Origin of the sequence: uncultured Shimia sp. (assembly GCF_913054185.1) — a bacterium.
GTDB lineage: Bacteria > Pseudomonadota > Alphaproteobacteria > Rhodobacterales > Rhodobacteraceae > Shimia.
Genome location: NZ_CAJXIV010000101.1, coordinates 1 through 14,451, shown reverse-complemented (window position 1 = coordinate 14,451; position 14,451 = coordinate 1). Strand labels below are relative to the sequence as shown.

17 protein-coding genes are annotated in these 14,451 nt (G+C 56.2%); 13 read left to right on the top strand and 4 right to left on the bottom strand.

The genetic code is table 11. The features are described 5' to 3' along the window. The 13 genes from QZ517_RS17065 to cysE form a co-directional block, all read left to right on the top strand. A partial coding sequence (locus QZ517_RS17065; protein WP_294229196.1) for a phage major capsid protein occupies nucleotides 1-114 on the top strand: 114 nt, incomplete at its 5' end. 140 nt (nucleotides 115-254) lie between these two features. Then, a complete protein-coding gene (locus QZ517_RS17060; RefSeq protein WP_294229193.1) occupies nucleotides 255-854 on the top strand; it encodes a head-tail connector protein in 600 nt (199 codons plus the stop codon). Beyond that, the gene (locus QZ517_RS17055; RefSeq protein WP_294229190.1) at nucleotides 851-1,192 is read left to right on the top strand and encodes a head-tail adaptor protein; all 342 of its coding nucleotides are present in this window, start codon (nucleotides 851-853) and stop codon (nucleotides 1,190-1,192) included. The genes QZ517_RS17060 and QZ517_RS17055 overlap by 4 nt, the downstream gene beginning before the upstream one ends. Then, complete coding sequence (locus QZ517_RS17050; protein WP_294229187.1) at nucleotides 1,189-1,605, top strand: DUF3168 domain-containing protein; 417 nt, start codon at nucleotides 1,189-1,191, stop codon at nucleotides 1,603-1,605. The genes QZ517_RS17055 and QZ517_RS17050 overlap by 4 nt, the downstream gene beginning before the upstream one ends. 14 nt (nucleotides 1,606-1,619) lie before the next feature. Continuing rightward, nucleotides 1,620-2,033 (top strand): phage major tail protein, TP901-1 family, encoded by a 414-nt coding sequence (locus tag QZ517_RS17045; protein WP_294229184.1) that lies wholly within the window; start codon nucleotides 1,620-1,622, stop codon nucleotides 2,031-2,033. Between the two features lie 2 nt (nucleotides 2,034-2,035). Further along, nucleotides 2,036-2,371: a gene transfer agent family protein gene (locus QZ517_RS17040; RefSeq protein WP_294229181.1), complete on the top strand. Its 336-nt coding sequence runs from the start codon at nucleotides 2,036-2,038 to the stop codon at nucleotides 2,369-2,371. Next, entirely contained in the window at nucleotides 2,358-2,561 is a 204-nt protein-coding gene (locus QZ517_RS17035; protein ID WP_294229178.1) for a rcc01693 family protein, read from the top strand. Before QZ517_RS17040 ends, QZ517_RS17035 begins: the two co-directional genes overlap by 14 nt. Next, nucleotides 2,554-3,207, top strand: a complete 654-nt coding sequence (locus tag QZ517_RS17030; protein WP_294229175.1) for a phage tail tape measure protein — start codon at nucleotides 2,554-2,556, stop codon at nucleotides 3,205-3,207. Before QZ517_RS17035 ends, QZ517_RS17030 begins: the two co-directional genes overlap by 8 nt. 9 nt (nucleotides 3,208-3,216) lie before the next feature. Beyond that, nucleotides 3,217-3,849, top strand: a complete 633-nt coding sequence (locus QZ517_RS17025) for a DUF2460 domain-containing protein (RefSeq protein ID WP_294229172.1) — start codon at nucleotides 3,217-3,219, stop codon at nucleotides 3,847-3,849. Then, nucleotides 3,849-4,736 (top strand): DUF2163 domain-containing protein, encoded by an 888-nt coding sequence (locus QZ517_RS17020; RefSeq protein WP_294229169.1) that lies wholly within the window; start codon nucleotides 3,849-3,851, stop codon nucleotides 4,734-4,736. The genes QZ517_RS17025 and QZ517_RS17020 overlap by 1 nt, the downstream gene beginning before the upstream one ends. Before the next feature lie 23 nt (nucleotides 4,737-4,759). Next, on the top strand, nucleotides 4,760-5,179 hold the full coding sequence (locus tag QZ517_RS17015) for an NlpC/P60 family protein (RefSeq protein ID WP_294229167.1): 420 nt from the start codon (nucleotides 4,760-4,762) through the stop codon (nucleotides 5,177-5,179). A 30-nt stretch (nucleotides 5,180-5,209) separates the two neighbouring features. Further along, nucleotides 5,210-9,133: a glycoside hydrolase/phage tail family protein gene (locus tag QZ517_RS17010; protein ID WP_294229131.1), complete on the top strand. Its 3,924-nt coding sequence runs from the start codon at nucleotides 5,210-5,212 to the stop codon at nucleotides 9,131-9,133. Between the two features lie 126 nt (nucleotides 9,134-9,259). Continuing rightward, nucleotides 9,260-10,075 (top strand): serine O-acetyltransferase, encoded by an 816-nt coding sequence (cysE, locus tag QZ517_RS17005; protein ID WP_294229126.1) that lies wholly within the window; start codon nucleotides 9,260-9,262, stop codon nucleotides 10,073-10,075. Nucleotides 10,076-10,142: 67 nt separating this feature from the next. On the opposite strand, the gene QZ517_RS17000 is transcribed toward cysE, so the two are convergent. The 4 genes from QZ517_RS17000 to QZ517_RS16985 form a co-directional block, all read right to left on the bottom strand. Continuing rightward, a complete protein-coding gene (locus QZ517_RS17000) occupies nucleotides 10,143-11,456 on the bottom strand; it encodes a pyruvate dehydrogenase complex dihydrolipoamide acetyltransferase (protein ID WP_294229123.1) in 1,314 nt (437 codons plus the stop codon). Between the two features lie 12 nt (nucleotides 11,457-11,468). Next, nucleotides 11,469-12,839: a pyruvate dehydrogenase complex E1 component subunit beta gene (locus QZ517_RS16995; protein ID WP_294229120.1), complete on the bottom strand. Its 1,371-nt coding sequence runs from the start codon at nucleotides 12,837-12,839 to the stop codon at nucleotides 11,469-11,471. Nucleotides 12,840-12,859: 20 nt separating this feature from the next. After that, nucleotides 12,860-13,849, bottom strand: coding sequence for a pyruvate dehydrogenase (acetyl-transferring) E1 component subunit alpha (gene pdhA / locus QZ517_RS16990; protein WP_294229117.1), 990 nt, complete (start codon nucleotides 13,847-13,849; stop codon nucleotides 12,860-12,862). A gap of 118 nt (nucleotides 13,850-13,967) precedes the next feature. Further along, nucleotides 13,968-14,270: a septum formation initiator family protein gene (locus tag QZ517_RS16985; RefSeq protein ID WP_294229114.1), complete on the bottom strand. Its 303-nt coding sequence runs from the start codon at nucleotides 14,268-14,270 to the stop codon at nucleotides 13,968-13,970. Nucleotides 14,271-14,451: the final 181 nt, after the last annotated feature.

The following is a 14,451-nucleotide window of genomic DNA, read 5'->3' as shown; positions in this document are numbered from 1 at the left end:
TTGCGGGATCCGTTCAGCGCCAAGCCACATGTGTTGTTTTATGCCACCAAGCGCATTGGCGGCGATGTCTGTGACTTTGCTGCGATCAAGTTGCTGCGCTTTGCGGTGAGCTGATTGCCTGGGTGGGTGAGGCGCGAAAGCGCCGTCATCCGGGCGCGCGTCGGACTGCGCACGTTGTCTGGCTTACCCCCTCCGTTGAAGCGACGTGAGGACGCGCGCCCAACAATGACCAACGAGAACTTCGGAGTTTTTCCATGATGTTAGTCGAAGAGACCTCAGTGCCGACGGAGGCGCTTCCGGTTCAGGAGTTTCGAGACCACTTGCGACTTGGTAGCGGGTTTTCTGACGATACGCTTCAAGACAGCGTTTTGGAGAGCTTTCTGCGCGCCGCGATCAGTGCTGTAGAGGCCCGTACTGGAAAAGTGGTGTTCCAACAGACCTTTGTCTGGACAGTCTACGGCTGGCGCCGGGGCACGGGGCAGGGGCTGCCGGTGGCGCCGGTGTCGGAGTTACTGGATATCACCTTGGAAGATGCGCAGGGGAACGCTGTGGTGGTAGCCTCAAGTGCTTACCGATTGGTCAGTGATGCCAATAGTCCAAGCTTTAAGAGCACCTCTGGGACGTTACCATCCCTCCCGCGCGACGGCAGTGCGGCGGTGCGTTTTGTGGCGGGTTTTGGTCCGGATTGGGGGAATGTGCCTGCGGATTTGCGACAAGCTGTGTTGCTGTTGGCTGCTCATTATTACGAGTTTCGGCAGGAAACCACGTTGAGCGAGGGCTGTATGCCGTTTGGCGTTGTGAGCCTTTTGGAACGGTACCGTCCCATGCGCCTGAGCGCAGGTGGTGTGGCATGAGCAGTGCGGTGACATTGTCGCGGCGTTTGTTGCTGGAGCGGCCATTGGCGGCACCAGATGGGGCTGGCGGGTTCTCGCAGGCGTGGGAAACACTTGGGTCGGTTTGGGCTGAAGTGGTGGCTCGAACAGGACGGGATGTCGACGGCGGGGCCATGACACTTTCAGCCGCTAGGTACAGGATTACCTTGCGTGGGGCGCCGGTAGGTTCCGAGCAGCGGCCAACGCCGGACTGTCGGTTCCGTGAAGGGGATCGGGTTTTTGCCATTGATGCGGTGACGGAAAAAGATGGCCACGGGCGCTACTTGGTCTGTCATGCAACCGAAGAGGTGGTGTCATGAGCTACGGAGTTGGGGCGGCGCTACAAGAGGCGGTCTATGCTGCATTGCAGGCGGATGTCGTGCTGAACACACTGGTCGGAAACGATATTTTTGATCAATTACCGACTGGTAAGGTGCCGGCGCTGTTTGTGTCCCTTGGGCCAGAAACGGTGCTGGACAGGTCCGACAAAGACGGTTGCGGGGCGGAGCATCGTGTTTTGGTTTCCGTGATTGGTGATGCCAGTGGCTTTGCCAAAGTGAAAGCTGCGGCAGCGGCGGTGAGCGACGTTCTGGTGGACGCGGACCTGATGCTGAACCGAGGGCGGCTGGTGTATTTGCGGTTTGACCGGGCCGTGGCCAAGCGAGACACGCGCAAAAATCTGCGCCGTGTGGATCTGCGTTTTGTGGCGCGGGTGGAAGACAATCAAAGCTAGTTTGGAGAGAGACCATGGGTGCGCAAAATGGCAAAGACCTTCTGATCAAAGTGGACGTAACCGGAGCGGGCGGGTTTGAAACCGTCGCAGGGCTGCGAGCAACACGGATCAGTTTCAACGCAGAAAGCGTGGATGTGACTTCGCTGGAAAGCCAGGGGGGATGGCGGGAATTGTTGGCCGGTGCAGGCATGAAATCCGCGGGCATCAGCGGATCTGGCGTATTCAAGGACGCGGCAACAGATGAGCGGGCGCGGCAGATTTTCTTTGATGGCGAAACGCCGGGTTTTCAGGTGATCATTCCAGATTTTGGGATTGTGGAAGGCGCGTTTCAAATCACCTCGATTGAATACGCGGGCAGTCACAATGGCGAAGCGACCTATGAGCTGGCGATGGCCAGCGCCGGGGCGCTGAGCTTTACGGCGGTCTGAGCATGGCCAATCCGTTTGCAGGGGAGGTGGCGCTAGCTATCGACGGGCAACAGCATGTGCTCAAGCTCACGTTGGGGGCTCTAGCTGAGCTGGAAGCTGGCTTGGGTGAGGACACGTTGGTGGCGCTGATCGGGCGGTTTGAAGAGGGTCGATTCTCTTCGCGGGATGTTCTGGCGTTGATTGTCTGTGGGTTGCGCGGCGGTGGCTGGCAAGGGCACACAAGTGACCTTTTGCAAGCTGAGATTGACGGCGGGGCATTGCAGGCGGCGCGGGTAGCAGCACAACTTTTGGTGCGGGCGTTTGGGCCATTGAAGGCGGCGGATCATGGCGGCGTTTGATTGGCCGGAGCTTTTGACCGCCGGTGTCCAACAGCTAGGCTTGAAGCCGCGGGAGTTCTGGCAACTTACGCCAGCCGAGTTGGTGCTGATGCTGGGCCCAGATCGAGAGGATGGGTATCTGGCGCGGCCTGGACTTGAACGGCTGATGTCCGCGTTCCCCGACACAGATGGAGAGCCAAATCATGGATGAACTCGAGACATTTGAAGGACAGCTCGACGCGCTGGAAACCAGCCTCGGTCAAGCCACAGACATGGTGGCAGGGTTCGATGGAGAGTTAAGCAATATGCGCAAAGTCCTGGGGGCGGCAGGTCAAGATGTGGCGTCGTTGGAGAAGAGCTTCAGTAAGGACTTGCGTATGGCATTCAGTGGTTTGGCCTTTGATGGTGTGAAGTTGTCGGATGCTTTGGAAACCCTGGCGTCGACCATGATGGACAGAGCTTTTAACGCGGCGATGAAGCCGGTGACCGATCAGCTTGGAAAGGTGGTGACATCCGGTATTGGCGGGTTGGTGAGTAATCTGCTGCCGTTTGAGAATGGCGCGCCGTTTACGCAGGGGCGGGTGATGCCGTTTGCCAATGGCGGTGTGGTGAGCGGGCCGGTCATGTTTCCCATGCGTGGTGGGCGCGGGTTGATGGGGGAAGCTGGTCCGGAGGCAATTCTGCCGCTCACGCGCGGGATGGATGGCAAGCTTGGGGTGCGCAGTCAGGGCGACAGCCGTCCTGTGCAGGTGGTGATGAACATCGCAACGCCGGATGTGGAGGGTTTCCGACGTTCAAAAAGCCAGATTGCTACCCAGATGAGCCGCGCTTTGGGGCAGGCCAAACGTAACCGGTAGGAGGCAGTTATGAGTTTTCATGAAGTGAGATTTCCAGCCAATCTGAGTTTTGGCTCTATGGGGGGGCCGCAACGCCGGACTGAGGTGGTGACGCTGGTGAACGGGTTTGAGGAGCGAAACAGCCCTTGGGAACATTCACGGCGGAGGTATGACGCGGGTGTGGGCATGCGTTCCTTGGATGATGTGGAGGCATTGATTGCCTTTTTCGAAGCCCGCCGGGGGCAGTTGCACGGTTTTCGCTGGAAAGATTGGGCTGACTTTAGATCCTGTGCGGCATCCGAAGATGTGGGTCACAATGATCAGGTGATCGGGCAAGGTGATGATACAACCACGGCGTTTCAGTTGGTGAAGACGTATCACTCGGGTGATCACCAATATCAGCGGCCGATCCGAAAACCAGTGGCGGGCAGTGTGACGGTTGGGGTGGAAGACAATGCGCTGCAAAACGGTGTGGATTTTGAGGTTGACCTAACAATTGGCATTGTCACCTTCGCCACACCGCCGTTTCTTGGTGCTGAAATCACCGCTGGCTATGAGTTTGATGTGCCGGTGCGTTTTGATGCGGACAGTATTCAGACCAGCCTAGCGGGCTTTAAAGCGGGGGATCTTCCAAGCGTCCCGGTGATTGAGGTGCGGATCTGATGGCGTTTCAAGAGAACTTGTTGGCGCATTTGCAAACCGGCGCGACCACTGTGGCGCGGGCTTGGGGGATAACACGAAAAGATGGCGTCAAACTTGGGTTCACGGATCACGATTGTGATCTGGCCTTTGAGGGGTTTCAGTTTCGGGCTGCGACCGGGTTGACCGCAAGTGCAATTGAACAAGGCACGGGGTTATCGGTTGATAACGCAGAGGCGGTTGGGATGTTGTCTGATGCGGCTGTGACCGATGAGGACATCGAAGCCGGGCGTTTGGATGATGCTGAGGTTGTGGCCTGGATGGTGAACTGGGGCAATGTGAGTGAACGCAGCGTGCTGTTTCGCGGGTCCATTGGTGAAATCAAAAGAGCAGGTGGCGCGTTTATCGCGGAATTGCGCGGGTTGTCGGAGAAACTGAATGTGCCGCGTGGTCGAGTGTATCAGAAGCCGTGCACGGCGGTGCTTGGCGATCCGTCGTGCCGGTTTGATGTGTCCACTTCTGGGTTTCAGGTGCAAACCTCTGTTGAGCAAGTTGATCAGCGGCGGCTGTTTGATTGCGGCGCGTTGGCTGGGTTTGAAGTTGGTTGGTTCACGCGCGGACAGCTGCGCGTGGTGAGCGGATCTGCACAAGGCGCCCAAGGGTTGATCAAGCGCGACTTCGTGGCAGAGGATGGCGCTCGGCGGGTTGAGCTCTGGCAAGACTTACGAGTTGAGGTTCAAGCGGGTGATGAGGTGTTGCTGATTTCTGGCTGCGACAAACGGGTTTCGACTTGTCGCGAGAAGTTTTCCAACCTGCTGAACTTTCAGGGGTTTCCTGATATTCCTGGCGAGGATTGGATCACCAGTTACCCTCGGAAGAGCGGGGGCAATACTGGCGGGAGCTTGCGATGAGGGAGGCTTGCGGGAGGCGTGCAATGGTCGAAGCGCGACGCTGGATTGGTACGCCCTACGTGCATCAAGCAAGTTGCAGAGGGGCTGGGACGGATTGCCTTGGTTTGATCCGTGGAGTGTGGCGCGAGATGTATGGCGCAGAGCCAGAAAAGGTACCCGCATATACGCAGGATTGGTCCGAAGCACATGGCACAGAAGTTCTTTGGTTGGGCGCGATGCGCAATCTGGTGGCTAAGGATGTGGCTGACGAATCTTGCGGAGATGTCTTGCTGTTCCGGATGGCAAGCGGCGCGGTGGCCAAACATCTTGGGATTGCAGGCAAAGTTGGTCCAGAGGGGACAGTGATCCACGCGTATTGCGGACATGCTGTGGTGGAGAGTCCATTAAATGCGCCATGGCGACGGCGGGTTGTGGCGCGGTTTTCGTTTCCGGATTTGGTGTAACCCACGACAGTCAAGCAAAGGAATTGAACGATGGCGACAGTGATTTTGGCAGCAGCAGGGGCGGCGGTGGGTGGCGCGGTAGGGGGCGGTTTCGCAGGTGTGTCATCGGCGGCCATTGGACAGTTGGCAGGCGCGACGCTGGGGCGGGTGATTGACCAGAACTTGATGGGGGCCGGGTCCGATGTGATCGAGACAGGCAAAATCGACCGGTTCCGATTGACGGGGTCTGCCGAAGGTGCGGCGCAGGCACGGGTGTTTGGGCGGGTGCGCGTGGCCGGACAGGTGATTTGGGCTACGAGATTTCAAGAAAGCGTGACGGAAACTGGCGGTGGCAAGGGCATGCCGTCTCAGCCGAAAACCCGCAGCTACAGCTATACGGTGTCACTGGCAATTGCGTTGTGCGAAGGGGAAATTTTGCGGGTTGGGCGCATGTGGGCAGATGGTGTGGAAGTGGGGCGCGAGGAGTTCAATCTGCGTGTGTATACCGGTGCGCCGGATCAAATGCCCGACCCAAAGATTGAGGCCGTTGAGGGCACCAGAACTGTTCCAGCGTATCGCGGCACTGCGTATGTGATGATCGAAGATTTGTCGCTGGATCGATTTGGGAACCGGGTGCCTCAGTTCAATTTTGAAGTGGTTCGGGCAACTCCAGAGCATGTGCCAGAGAAAGCCTCAGACTACAGCAAAACTGTGCGAGCGGTGGCACTGATGCCGGGTACAGGGGAGTATGCGTTGGCCACAACCCCTGTGTATTGCCGTCACAGGGATGGAGAAACCCGGGTTGCCAATGAGCATACGCCATCTGGCTTGACCAATTTTGTGACTTCTCTACAGGACATGCAGGAAGAGTTGCCGCAGTGTGAAGCTGCGTCTCTGGTGGTGAGTTGGTTCGGTAGCGATTTGCGAATGGCGGAGTGTGCCTTGCGTCCGAAGGTCGAGGATGTTGCGGTGGATGGGGATAACATGCCGTGGCAGGTTTCCGGTTTGCCACGAGCCGCGGCGCAAGAGGTGGAGCAATTGGATGGCCGCCCGATTTACGGCGGGACACCTGCTGATGCGGCGGTGGTTCAGGCGATTCAGCATATGGCTGCTATCGGGACAAATGTGACGTTCTATCCCTTTATCTTGATGGAGCAGATGGCAGACAATGGTTTGTCTGATCCTTGGAGCAACGCGGCCGATCAGCCGGTGTTGCCTTGGCGTGGACGGATTACAATTTCTGAAGCCCCTGGGCGCAGTGGGTCGCCTGATGGGACGCCCCAAGCAGACGCCGAGGTCACGGCGTTTTTTGGCACTGCGACCGCAGCTGATTTTCAGGTGAATGGCGAAAGTGTCAGCTACAATGGTCCGGCGGAGTGGTCTTATCGTCGGTTCATATTGCATTATGCGGCGTTGTGCGCGGCCGCCGGAGGGGTGGAGGCTTTTTGCATTGGATCTGAGATGCGCGGGCTGACGCAGGTGCGTGGCCCTGCAGGGTTCCCAGCTGTTGCCGCCCTTCGGGACTTGGCGCAGGAGGTGCGAACCCTTTTGGGGGCTTCTGTTAAACTGGGCTATGCGGCGGATTGGTCTGAATATTTTGGCTATCATCCAAAAGACGGATCAGGAGATGTGTATTTCCATTTGGACCCGCTTTGGGCCGATGAAAATATCGATTTCATTGGGATCGACAACTACACGCCGTTGTCAGATTGGCGCGACAGTTCGGAACATTTGGATGCCTTGGATGGACACAGTCCTCAGGATGTTGAGTACCTGAAATCCAATTTTGAGGGCGGCGAAGGCTATGAGTGGTTTTATCCAACGGAAGAAGCCCGCGCGACGCAAGCTCGGTCGGCAATAACCGACGGGGCGTATCAGGAGCCTTGGGTGTTTCGGTACAAAGATCTGCGTAGTTGGTGGGGGCAAAGTCATCACGAGCGCGTAGGTGGTGTGCGGTTGTCCCAATCCACGGCCTGGGTGCCGCAATCCAAGCCAATTTGGTTCACTGAAATTGGCTGTGCGGCAATTGATAAAGGGCCCAACCAACCTAACAAATTTCTGGATGAGAAATCCTCGGAGTCGGCCATCCCCTATTTTTCCACCGGGTTGCGCAACGATGAGGTGCAACAACGGTACTATCAGGCGTTTTTTGAGCACTACAGTGATACATCGTTTAACCCAAATTCGAGTATCTATGGCGCGCCGATGGTCGATCGTGATCATATGTTTGCTTGGGCCTGGGATGCACGGCCGTTTCCGGCGTTTCCAAATGCACAGGACCTTTGGAGCGACGGCGGTAATTATGCCAAAGGGCATTGGATCAACGGTCGCGTGACCAACCGTACCCTCGCTTCGGTGGTTGAGGAGGTGTGCTTAAATGCTGGGATTTCCGCCTATGACGTGTCTGGATTGCAAGGCGTGGTGCGCGGTTTTTTGCAAAATGATGTGGCTGATGGCCGCGCCGCGTTGCAGCCGCTGATGCTGCGCCACGGGTTTGACGCGATTGAGCGCGATGGTGTGTTGCAGTTTGTCATGCGGTCTGACCAGCGCAAGGTGGTAATTGACGCCAATAGGCTTGTGGAGTCTGAAGAGATTGAGGGGGATGTCGAGTTCAGTCGACAAGCTGATGCCGAGCTTGCAGGTCGGGTGCGTTTGAGTTTCGTGCAAGCCGAGCGAGATTTTCGCACGGTGTCTGAGGAGGCTGTTTTGCATGATGAGGCCACATTCGCGGTTTCCCACAGTGACGTTGAAGAAGTGCTGACCCGTGGGGAAGGGCGGCAAACCGCAGAGCGATGGCTTGCAGAGGCGCGGGTGGCGCGAGATCGCGTGAAATTAGCTCTCCCACCAAGTCGGATGAACATTGGCGCCGGTGATCTTCTCGAAATGTCTTTGGGGGCTGGGATACATCAAAATTTTCGCCTAGATCGATTGACCCAACAAGGGGCTCAAATTTTGGAAGGCGCTCGCACAGAGTTGGCGCTCTACAAACCTTCGGACATGAAAGATGAGGTTGCGCCCAAAAGTAGGTTTGTGCCGCCCGTACCCGTTCAGAGCTTGTTTTTGGATCTGCCTTTGATGACCGGCGATGAGGTGCCACATGTGCCCCACCTTGCAGTCACAGGGCGTCCCTGGCCAGGGGCGGTTGCGATTTACTCCAGTGGGAGCGATGAGGGCTACGAATTGAGCACCCTAATTGAAGGGAGCGCAATTGTTGGAATCACCGAAACATCTCTTGGTCAATCCGGTGCTGGGACTTGGGATGAAGGCGCCGCTCTGCAGGTGAGGATGGTCAATGGAGCGCTGCGCAGTGTGAGCGAGTTGGACGTGCTCAAAGGCAAAAATGTTGCTTTTGTCGGGGATGGCCAACCGGACAGATGGGAAGTGTTTCAGTATCAAGATGCGGAGCTGATTGGAGAAAACCAATACGCACTGTCCAGGCGTTTGCGGGGCCAGCTTGGGTCAGATGCAACGGCGCCAGCGGTTTGGCCGGTCGGAAGTTGGGTTGTGTTTATATCGTCCAAGCTCACACAGCTTTCATTGGCAAGACAAACACGAGGACAGCCTCAGCACTTTAGAATTGGACCGGCGCACCGGGGGCTACATGACCCGAGCTTCACGCACCACGTTGAGACGTTTTCTGGGGTTGGACTACGTCCATATGCACCGGTTCATCTGACGCGAGAGACTTTTCTCAACGGTGACATGGGATTGAACTGGATCAGGCGCGGGCGGATCGATGCAGATTCTTGGGACGGGTATGAAGTGCCGCTTGGCGAGGAAACGGAGCTGTATTTGTTGCGTATTCGGCGTGGCTCGGACGTATTGAGAGAAGTCCACGTCACTGAGGCACATTGGCTATATTCAATCGCGGATCAGGCTGTGGACGAGGGGCTTGTGGATACAGTGGCAGAGGTTGCTCAGATTTCTGCAGTGACAGGGCCGGGTCCGTTTCGATCAATACCTTTAGGCAATTGATCGCGTCTGACGCTCAGGCTCACCAATTTGTGTTTCATTCGATTTGGTTTTTCTTGCGTTCACGCCTTTGAATTTGCGGCGTTTGGCTTAGGTGGTGTAGACTGGCTGGGAGAAAAGGGGACTAAGATGGCTGAGATGCAACCCAAAGTGACCGAACTTGATCCGGTCTGGCAGCAAATTACGCGCGAAGCGGAAGATGCTGTAAAAGAAGAACCGTTGATGGGCGGATTGGTGCATGCCTGTGTGTTGCATCACCGTACGATCGAGCGGGCACTAAGCTATCGTTTTGCAGCCAAATTGTCTTCTAACGAGATGTCGATGGTGATCCTGCGAGAAATTGCGGACGAAGCGTTTGCTTCTGATCCGGCGATAGCGGAATCAGCGCGGGCCGACTTGAGTGCAATCTATGATCGCGATCCGGCCTGTCACCGGCTCTTGCAGCCAATTCTCTACTTCAAAGGCTATCAGGCTGTGCAGGCCTATCGCATTGGCAATTGGCTTTGGCGTCAGGGGCGCACGGATTTATCGTATTTCATTCAGATGCGCACCAGTGAGATTTTTGGCATCGATATTCATCCGGCTGCCAAGATTGGCAAAGGCATCATGATCGATCACGCGCATTCCATTGTGATCGGTGAGACAGCAGTGGTTGGTGACAATGTGTCGATGTTGCACTCGGTAACACTCGGTGGGACCGGGAAAGAAGAAGAGGACCGCCATCCCAAAATCGGCGATGGGGTTCTGATCGGTGCCGGTGCCAAGGTTCTTGGCAATATCAAAGTTGGCCATTGTAGCCGCGTGGCCGCCGGATCAGTTGTGCTTCAGGAAGTGCCGCCATGTTCCACTGTTGCAGGCGTTCCGGCCAAAGTTGTCGGCGAAGCCGGGTGTGATCAGCCGGCGGTGAATATGAATCAAGATATTGGTGACTGCAAAAACGTCTAACAATGGTCTGATTATAAATGAAAAAGGACCGCGCCGAGCGGTCCTTTTTTGTTGCGTGGTGCTGTGTTTAAGCGAGCATTGCCATTGGGTTTTCCAAGTTGTCGACAATCGCGTTCAACAACTGGGCACCCAGTGCACCGTCGATTACACGGTGGTCAACTGAGAGCGTCACGGTCATCACAGTTGCCACTTCCAACTCTCCATCGCTATTCACAACGGGCTTTTTGGTACCGGCACCAACCGCCAAGATCGCGCCATGTGGTGGGTTGATCACAGCGTCAAAATTGTCGATGCCAAACATACCGAGGTTCGAAATTGCGAAGCTACCGCCTTGGTATTCATGTGGCGCCAACTTGCGATCCCGCGCGCGAGTGGCGAGGTCTTTCATCTCTGCTGAAAGCGCTGAGAGAGACTTCATCTCCGCGTCCTTCAGGACTGGCGTAAAGAGCCCACCTTCGATGGCCACAGCAACGGCCACGTCGGATGGTGAAAGCTTCAAGATGCGATCATTGGCCCAGACAGCGTTGGCATCCGGGATCTCTTGCAAGGCAAGTGCGCAGGCTTTGATAACAAAGTCGTTCACCGAGAGCTTGGCGCCGCGTTTCTCCAGCTGTTTGTTAAGTTGACTGCGGAAGGCCAGGAGTGCGTCCAGTTTGATGTCGCGGCGCAGATAGAAGTGCGGGATCGACTGTTTGGCTTCTGTCAGACGGGCCGCAATAGTTTTGCGCATACCGTTGAGCGACACTTCTTCGAAGTCGCGGTCTGCGTACATCTTGAGCACGGTTTCGGCATCGGGACCGGCAGTCAATTTGGCCGCTGGGACAGAAGCGGTAGATGGTGCTGCGACTGGCGGCGTTGGTTTTGCTTCGGGGGCCGCTGTTGAGCCCTCCACATCTGCTTTCACGATGCGCCCGCGTGGGCCTGAACCCTGAATGGTCGCGAGATCGACCCCCTTGTTGGCCGCGATCCGGCGGGCGAGAGGTGAGGCAAAAATGCGGTTGCCGTCTGCTGCCACCGGAGCAGCGGGCGCTCCTGATGAAGGAGCCTCAGAAGCCTCTCTGGGAGCGGCTTTAGGTGCATTCTCAGTCACTGCGGTAGGCGCAGCTGCTGGTATAGCACCAATATCATCCGCGCTTTCACCGTCTTCCAGCAAAATCGCAATTGCCGAGTTCACAGTAACGCCTTCGGAGCCTTCTGGCACCAAGATTTTACCAATCACCCCGTCTTCGACGGCTTCAAACTCCATGGTGGCTTTGTCGGTTTCGATCTCCGCCAACAAGTCGCCAGAGGAGACTTCGTCGCCTTCTTTGACCAGCCACTTGGCCAATGTGCCTTCTTCCATTGTGGGCGAAAGGGCGGGCATGAGGATTTCTAAGGGCATATCCGTGTCTCCTCAGCGATAAGTTACTTGTTTCACTGCTGCGACGACCTCATCCGTGGTCGTGAGCGCCAGTTTTTCGAGGTTGGCCGCGTATGGCATCGGGACATCTTTGCCGGTGCAATTGATCACTGGGGCGTCCAGATAGTCAAAGGCGCGTTCCATAATTGTGGCCGAGAGGTGGTTGCCTATCGATCCCACAGGCCAGCCTTCTTCGACTGTCACACAGCGGTTGGTTTTCATCACCGAGGCTATCACCGTGTCATAATCAATTGGGCGCAAGGTTCGCAGATCGATGACTTCGGCGGATACGCCGTCTTCTGCCAGCTTGTCAGCGGCCTCAAGCGCATAGTGCATGCCGATACCGAAACTGACGATGGTCACATCCGTTCCTTCACGCCAAATGCGGGCCTTGCCAAACGGGATGGTGAAATCATCCATGTCGGGCACTTCGAAGCTGCGGCCATACATGATTTCATTTTCCAGGAAAATCACCGGGTTTGGATCGCGTATTGCTGACTTTAACAACCCTTTGGCGTCGGACGCTGAATAGGGCATCGCAACTTTGAGGCCCGGAATTTGCGCATACCACGCCGCATAGTCCTGGCTGTGCTGCGCGCCAACACGGGCGGCCGCGCCGTTAGGGCCACGGAAAACCATTGGGGCGCCCATCTGACCGCCCGACATATAGAGTGTCTTGGCAGCAGAATTGATAATTTGATCAATGGCTTGCATGGCGAAGTTGAATGTCATGAATTCAACAATTGGCTTTAGACCACCAAAAGCTGCACCAACGGCGATACCGGCAAAACCGTGCTCGGTAATTGGCGTGTCAATCACGCGCTTGCTGCCAAACTCATCCAAGAGACCTTGGCTGATCTTATAGGCGCCTTGGTATTCTGCGACTTCTTCGCCCATTAGATAGACGTCTTCGTCACCGCGCATTTCCTCAGCCATGGCGTCGCGCAAAGCTTCACGCACAGTTTGAGTCTTCATCGGGGTGCCATCGGGCCAGTCGGGAGACAGATCCGGCGCAGGGGCGGTCGGAGCAGCCTGTGCAGGTGCGGCGGCGACGGTTGTGGGAATTGGCGTCACTTCTGTGGTTGCTGCAACTGGGGTCGCCTCCACGGCGCTCACATCTTCACCATCTTCAGCCAGAATGGCGATGGCGGTGTTTACGGCCACACCTTCGGTGCCTTCTGCGATCAGGATCTTGCCAATCACACCTTCGTCGACAGCCTCAAACTCCATTGTGGCTTTGTCGGTTTCAATTTCTGCAAGGATATCACCGGATTGAACGGTGTCGCCTTCTTTGACCAGCCATTTGGCCAGCGTGCCTTCTTCCATGGTAGGAGAGAGGGCGGGCATGAGAATTTCGGTAGCCATTTCAGTGTCCTCTCGTCAGCTTACGCGTAAATATCGGTCCAGAGCTCTGCCTCACCTGGAAGCGGGCTCTCTTTGGCAAAATCAGCGGAGGCATTCACGATGGCCTTTATCTCTTTGTCGATCGCTTTCAAATCATCCTCAGACGCGTGTTTGCCTGTCAGCAACATCTGGCGCACGTTCTCAATAGGGTCACGTTCCTCGCGCATTTTCTGCACTTCTTCGCGGGTACGATACTTGGCGGGGTCGGACATTGAGTGGCCGCGATAGCGGTAGGTCTTGACCTCAAGGATGTAAGGACCCTTGCCGGAGCGACAGTGTTTAACCGCGCGTTCACTGGCATCCTTGACCGCCAACACATCCATGCCATCGACCATTTCCCCTGGGATGCCAAAGGCTTCGCCGCGCTTGTAAATGTCCTGAGAAGAGGTGGAACGGGCTTGGGCGGTGCCCATGGCGTATTGGTTGTTTTCGATCACAAAGATCACCGGCAAGTCCCAAAGCGCAGCCATATTGAAGGTTTCATAGACTTGGCCTTGGTTTGCGGCACCGTCACCAAAGTAGGTGAAAGTCACGCGGCTGTTGCCTTTGTATTTGTCTGCAAACGCGAGGCCCGCGCCAAGAGGAACCTGCGCGCCGACGATGCCGTGGCCGCCGTAAAAATGCTTCTCTTTCGAGAACATATGCATCGATCCGCCTTTGCCTTTGGAGTAGCCGCCTTCGCGCCCCGTGAGCTCCGCCATCACGCCGTTGGCGTCCATACCGCAGGCCAGCATATGGCCGTGGTCACGATAAGATGTGATCCGCTTGTCACCTTCTTCTGTGGCAGCTTCGAGGCCTACTACGACGGCTTCCTGGCCGATATAAAGGTGACAGAACCCGCCAATCAAACCCATGCCGTAAAGCTGGCCAGCTTTCTCCTCGAAGCGGCGGATCAACAGCATGTCACGGTAGTATTGCTTGAGTTCTTCGCCCGAGACGTTGGGCTTCTTTGCAGCGCGTTTTGCCGCCATGGTGGCTCCTCCCAAAGACAAAATGGTTTAGCATTAAACCAAACTTGCAGAGAGGGTAACGGATCACTGCGGGGGTTGCGAGTGGAAAAAGGTCTGTTTTGTCAGGAGGCTAGTGGATTTAGCGAATAACAAGCTCGTCCGCGCGGATCATACCCAGCACGTCACGGGCCTGTTGGTCCAGTAAATCAAGGTCCAAATAGCTGTCAGACAGGCGGCGGGTGAGGTTTTCCATGTGAGCCACTTCCGCCTGTGCCAAAGCCAGCTCCGCCTCAAGCTGCTGCTTTTCTGCCAGGATCTCCACCCGACGAAACAGGCCATAATCACCCTGCACAGCGGCGAAAGTGAAGTAGGTTGCCAGCGTGAAAGCGATGCCAAAAAACGCAAGCGCGCCAAGGGCCGGTTTGGTGGAAGATGCTGTCATTTTTGCCTCTGAGTGCGGCTTTGCGCCGTCTGGTTTCTTTATATCGTAGGTGATTCGCTCTGTGAATCCCTTAACGACAAGTATTTTCATTTATTTTTGTGACGTGACGGGAAAGTTGGCACGGCAAAATTCTCCGGTCAGGCTGGGGCTGGGAGGAACCAATAATGACCACTTCACAGCC

Bases quoted from the DNA above. Each gene is read 5' to 3' on its own strand.
- QZ517_RS17060 (WP_294229193.1), top strand. From the start codon at position 255: ATGATGTTAGTCGAAGAGACCTCAGTGCCGACGGAGGCGCTTCCGGTT.
- QZ517_RS17055 (WP_294229190.1), top strand. From the start codon at position 851: ATGAGCAGTGCGGTGACATTGTCGCGGCGTTTGTTGCTGGAGCGGCCA.
- QZ517_RS17050 (WP_294229187.1), top strand. From the start codon at position 1,189: ATGAGCTACGGAGTTGGGGCGGCGCTACAAGAGGCGGTCTATGCTGCA.
- QZ517_RS17045 (WP_294229184.1), top strand. From the start codon at position 1,620: ATGGGTGCGCAAAATGGCAAAGACCTTCTGATCAAAGTGGACGTAACC.
- QZ517_RS17040 (WP_294229181.1), top strand. From the start codon at position 2,036: ATGGCCAATCCGTTTGCAGGGGAGGTGGCGCTAGCTATCGACGGGCAA.
- QZ517_RS17035 (WP_294229178.1), top strand. From the start codon at position 2,358: ATGGCGGCGTTTGATTGGCCGGAGCTTTTGACCGCCGGTGTCCAACAG.
- QZ517_RS17030 (WP_294229175.1), top strand. From the start codon at position 2,554: ATGGATGAACTCGAGACATTTGAAGGACAGCTCGACGCGCTGGAAACC.
- QZ517_RS17025 (WP_294229172.1), top strand. From the start codon at position 3,217: ATGAGTTTTCATGAAGTGAGATTTCCAGCCAATCTGAGTTTTGGCTCT.
- QZ517_RS17020 (WP_294229169.1), top strand. From the start codon at position 3,849: ATGGCGTTTCAAGAGAACTTGTTGGCGCATTTGCAAACCGGCGCGACC.
- QZ517_RS17015 (WP_294229167.1), top strand. From the start codon at position 4,760: ATGGTCGAAGCGCGACGCTGGATTGGTACGCCCTACGTGCATCAAGCA.
- QZ517_RS17010 (WP_294229131.1), top strand. From the start codon at position 5,210: ATGGCGACAGTGATTTTGGCAGCAGCAGGGGCGGCGGTGGGTGGCGCG.
- cysE (WP_294229126.1), top strand. From the start codon at position 9,260: ATGGCTGAGATGCAACCCAAAGTGACCGAACTTGATCCGGTCTGGCAG.
- QZ517_RS17000 (WP_294229123.1), bottom strand. From the start codon at position 11,456: ATGCCCTTAGAAATCCTCATGCCCGCCCTTTCGCCCACAATGGAAGAA.
- QZ517_RS16995 (WP_294229120.1), bottom strand. From the start codon at position 12,839: ATGGCTACCGAAATTCTCATGCCCGCCCTCTCTCCTACCATGGAAGAA.
- pdhA (WP_294229117.1), bottom strand. From the start codon at position 13,849: ATGGCGGCAAAACGCGCTGCAAAGAAGCCCAACGTCTCGGGCGAAGAA.
- QZ517_RS16985 (WP_294229114.1), bottom strand. From the start codon at position 14,270: ATGACAGCATCTTCCACCAAACCGGCCCTTGGCGCGCTTGCGTTTTTT.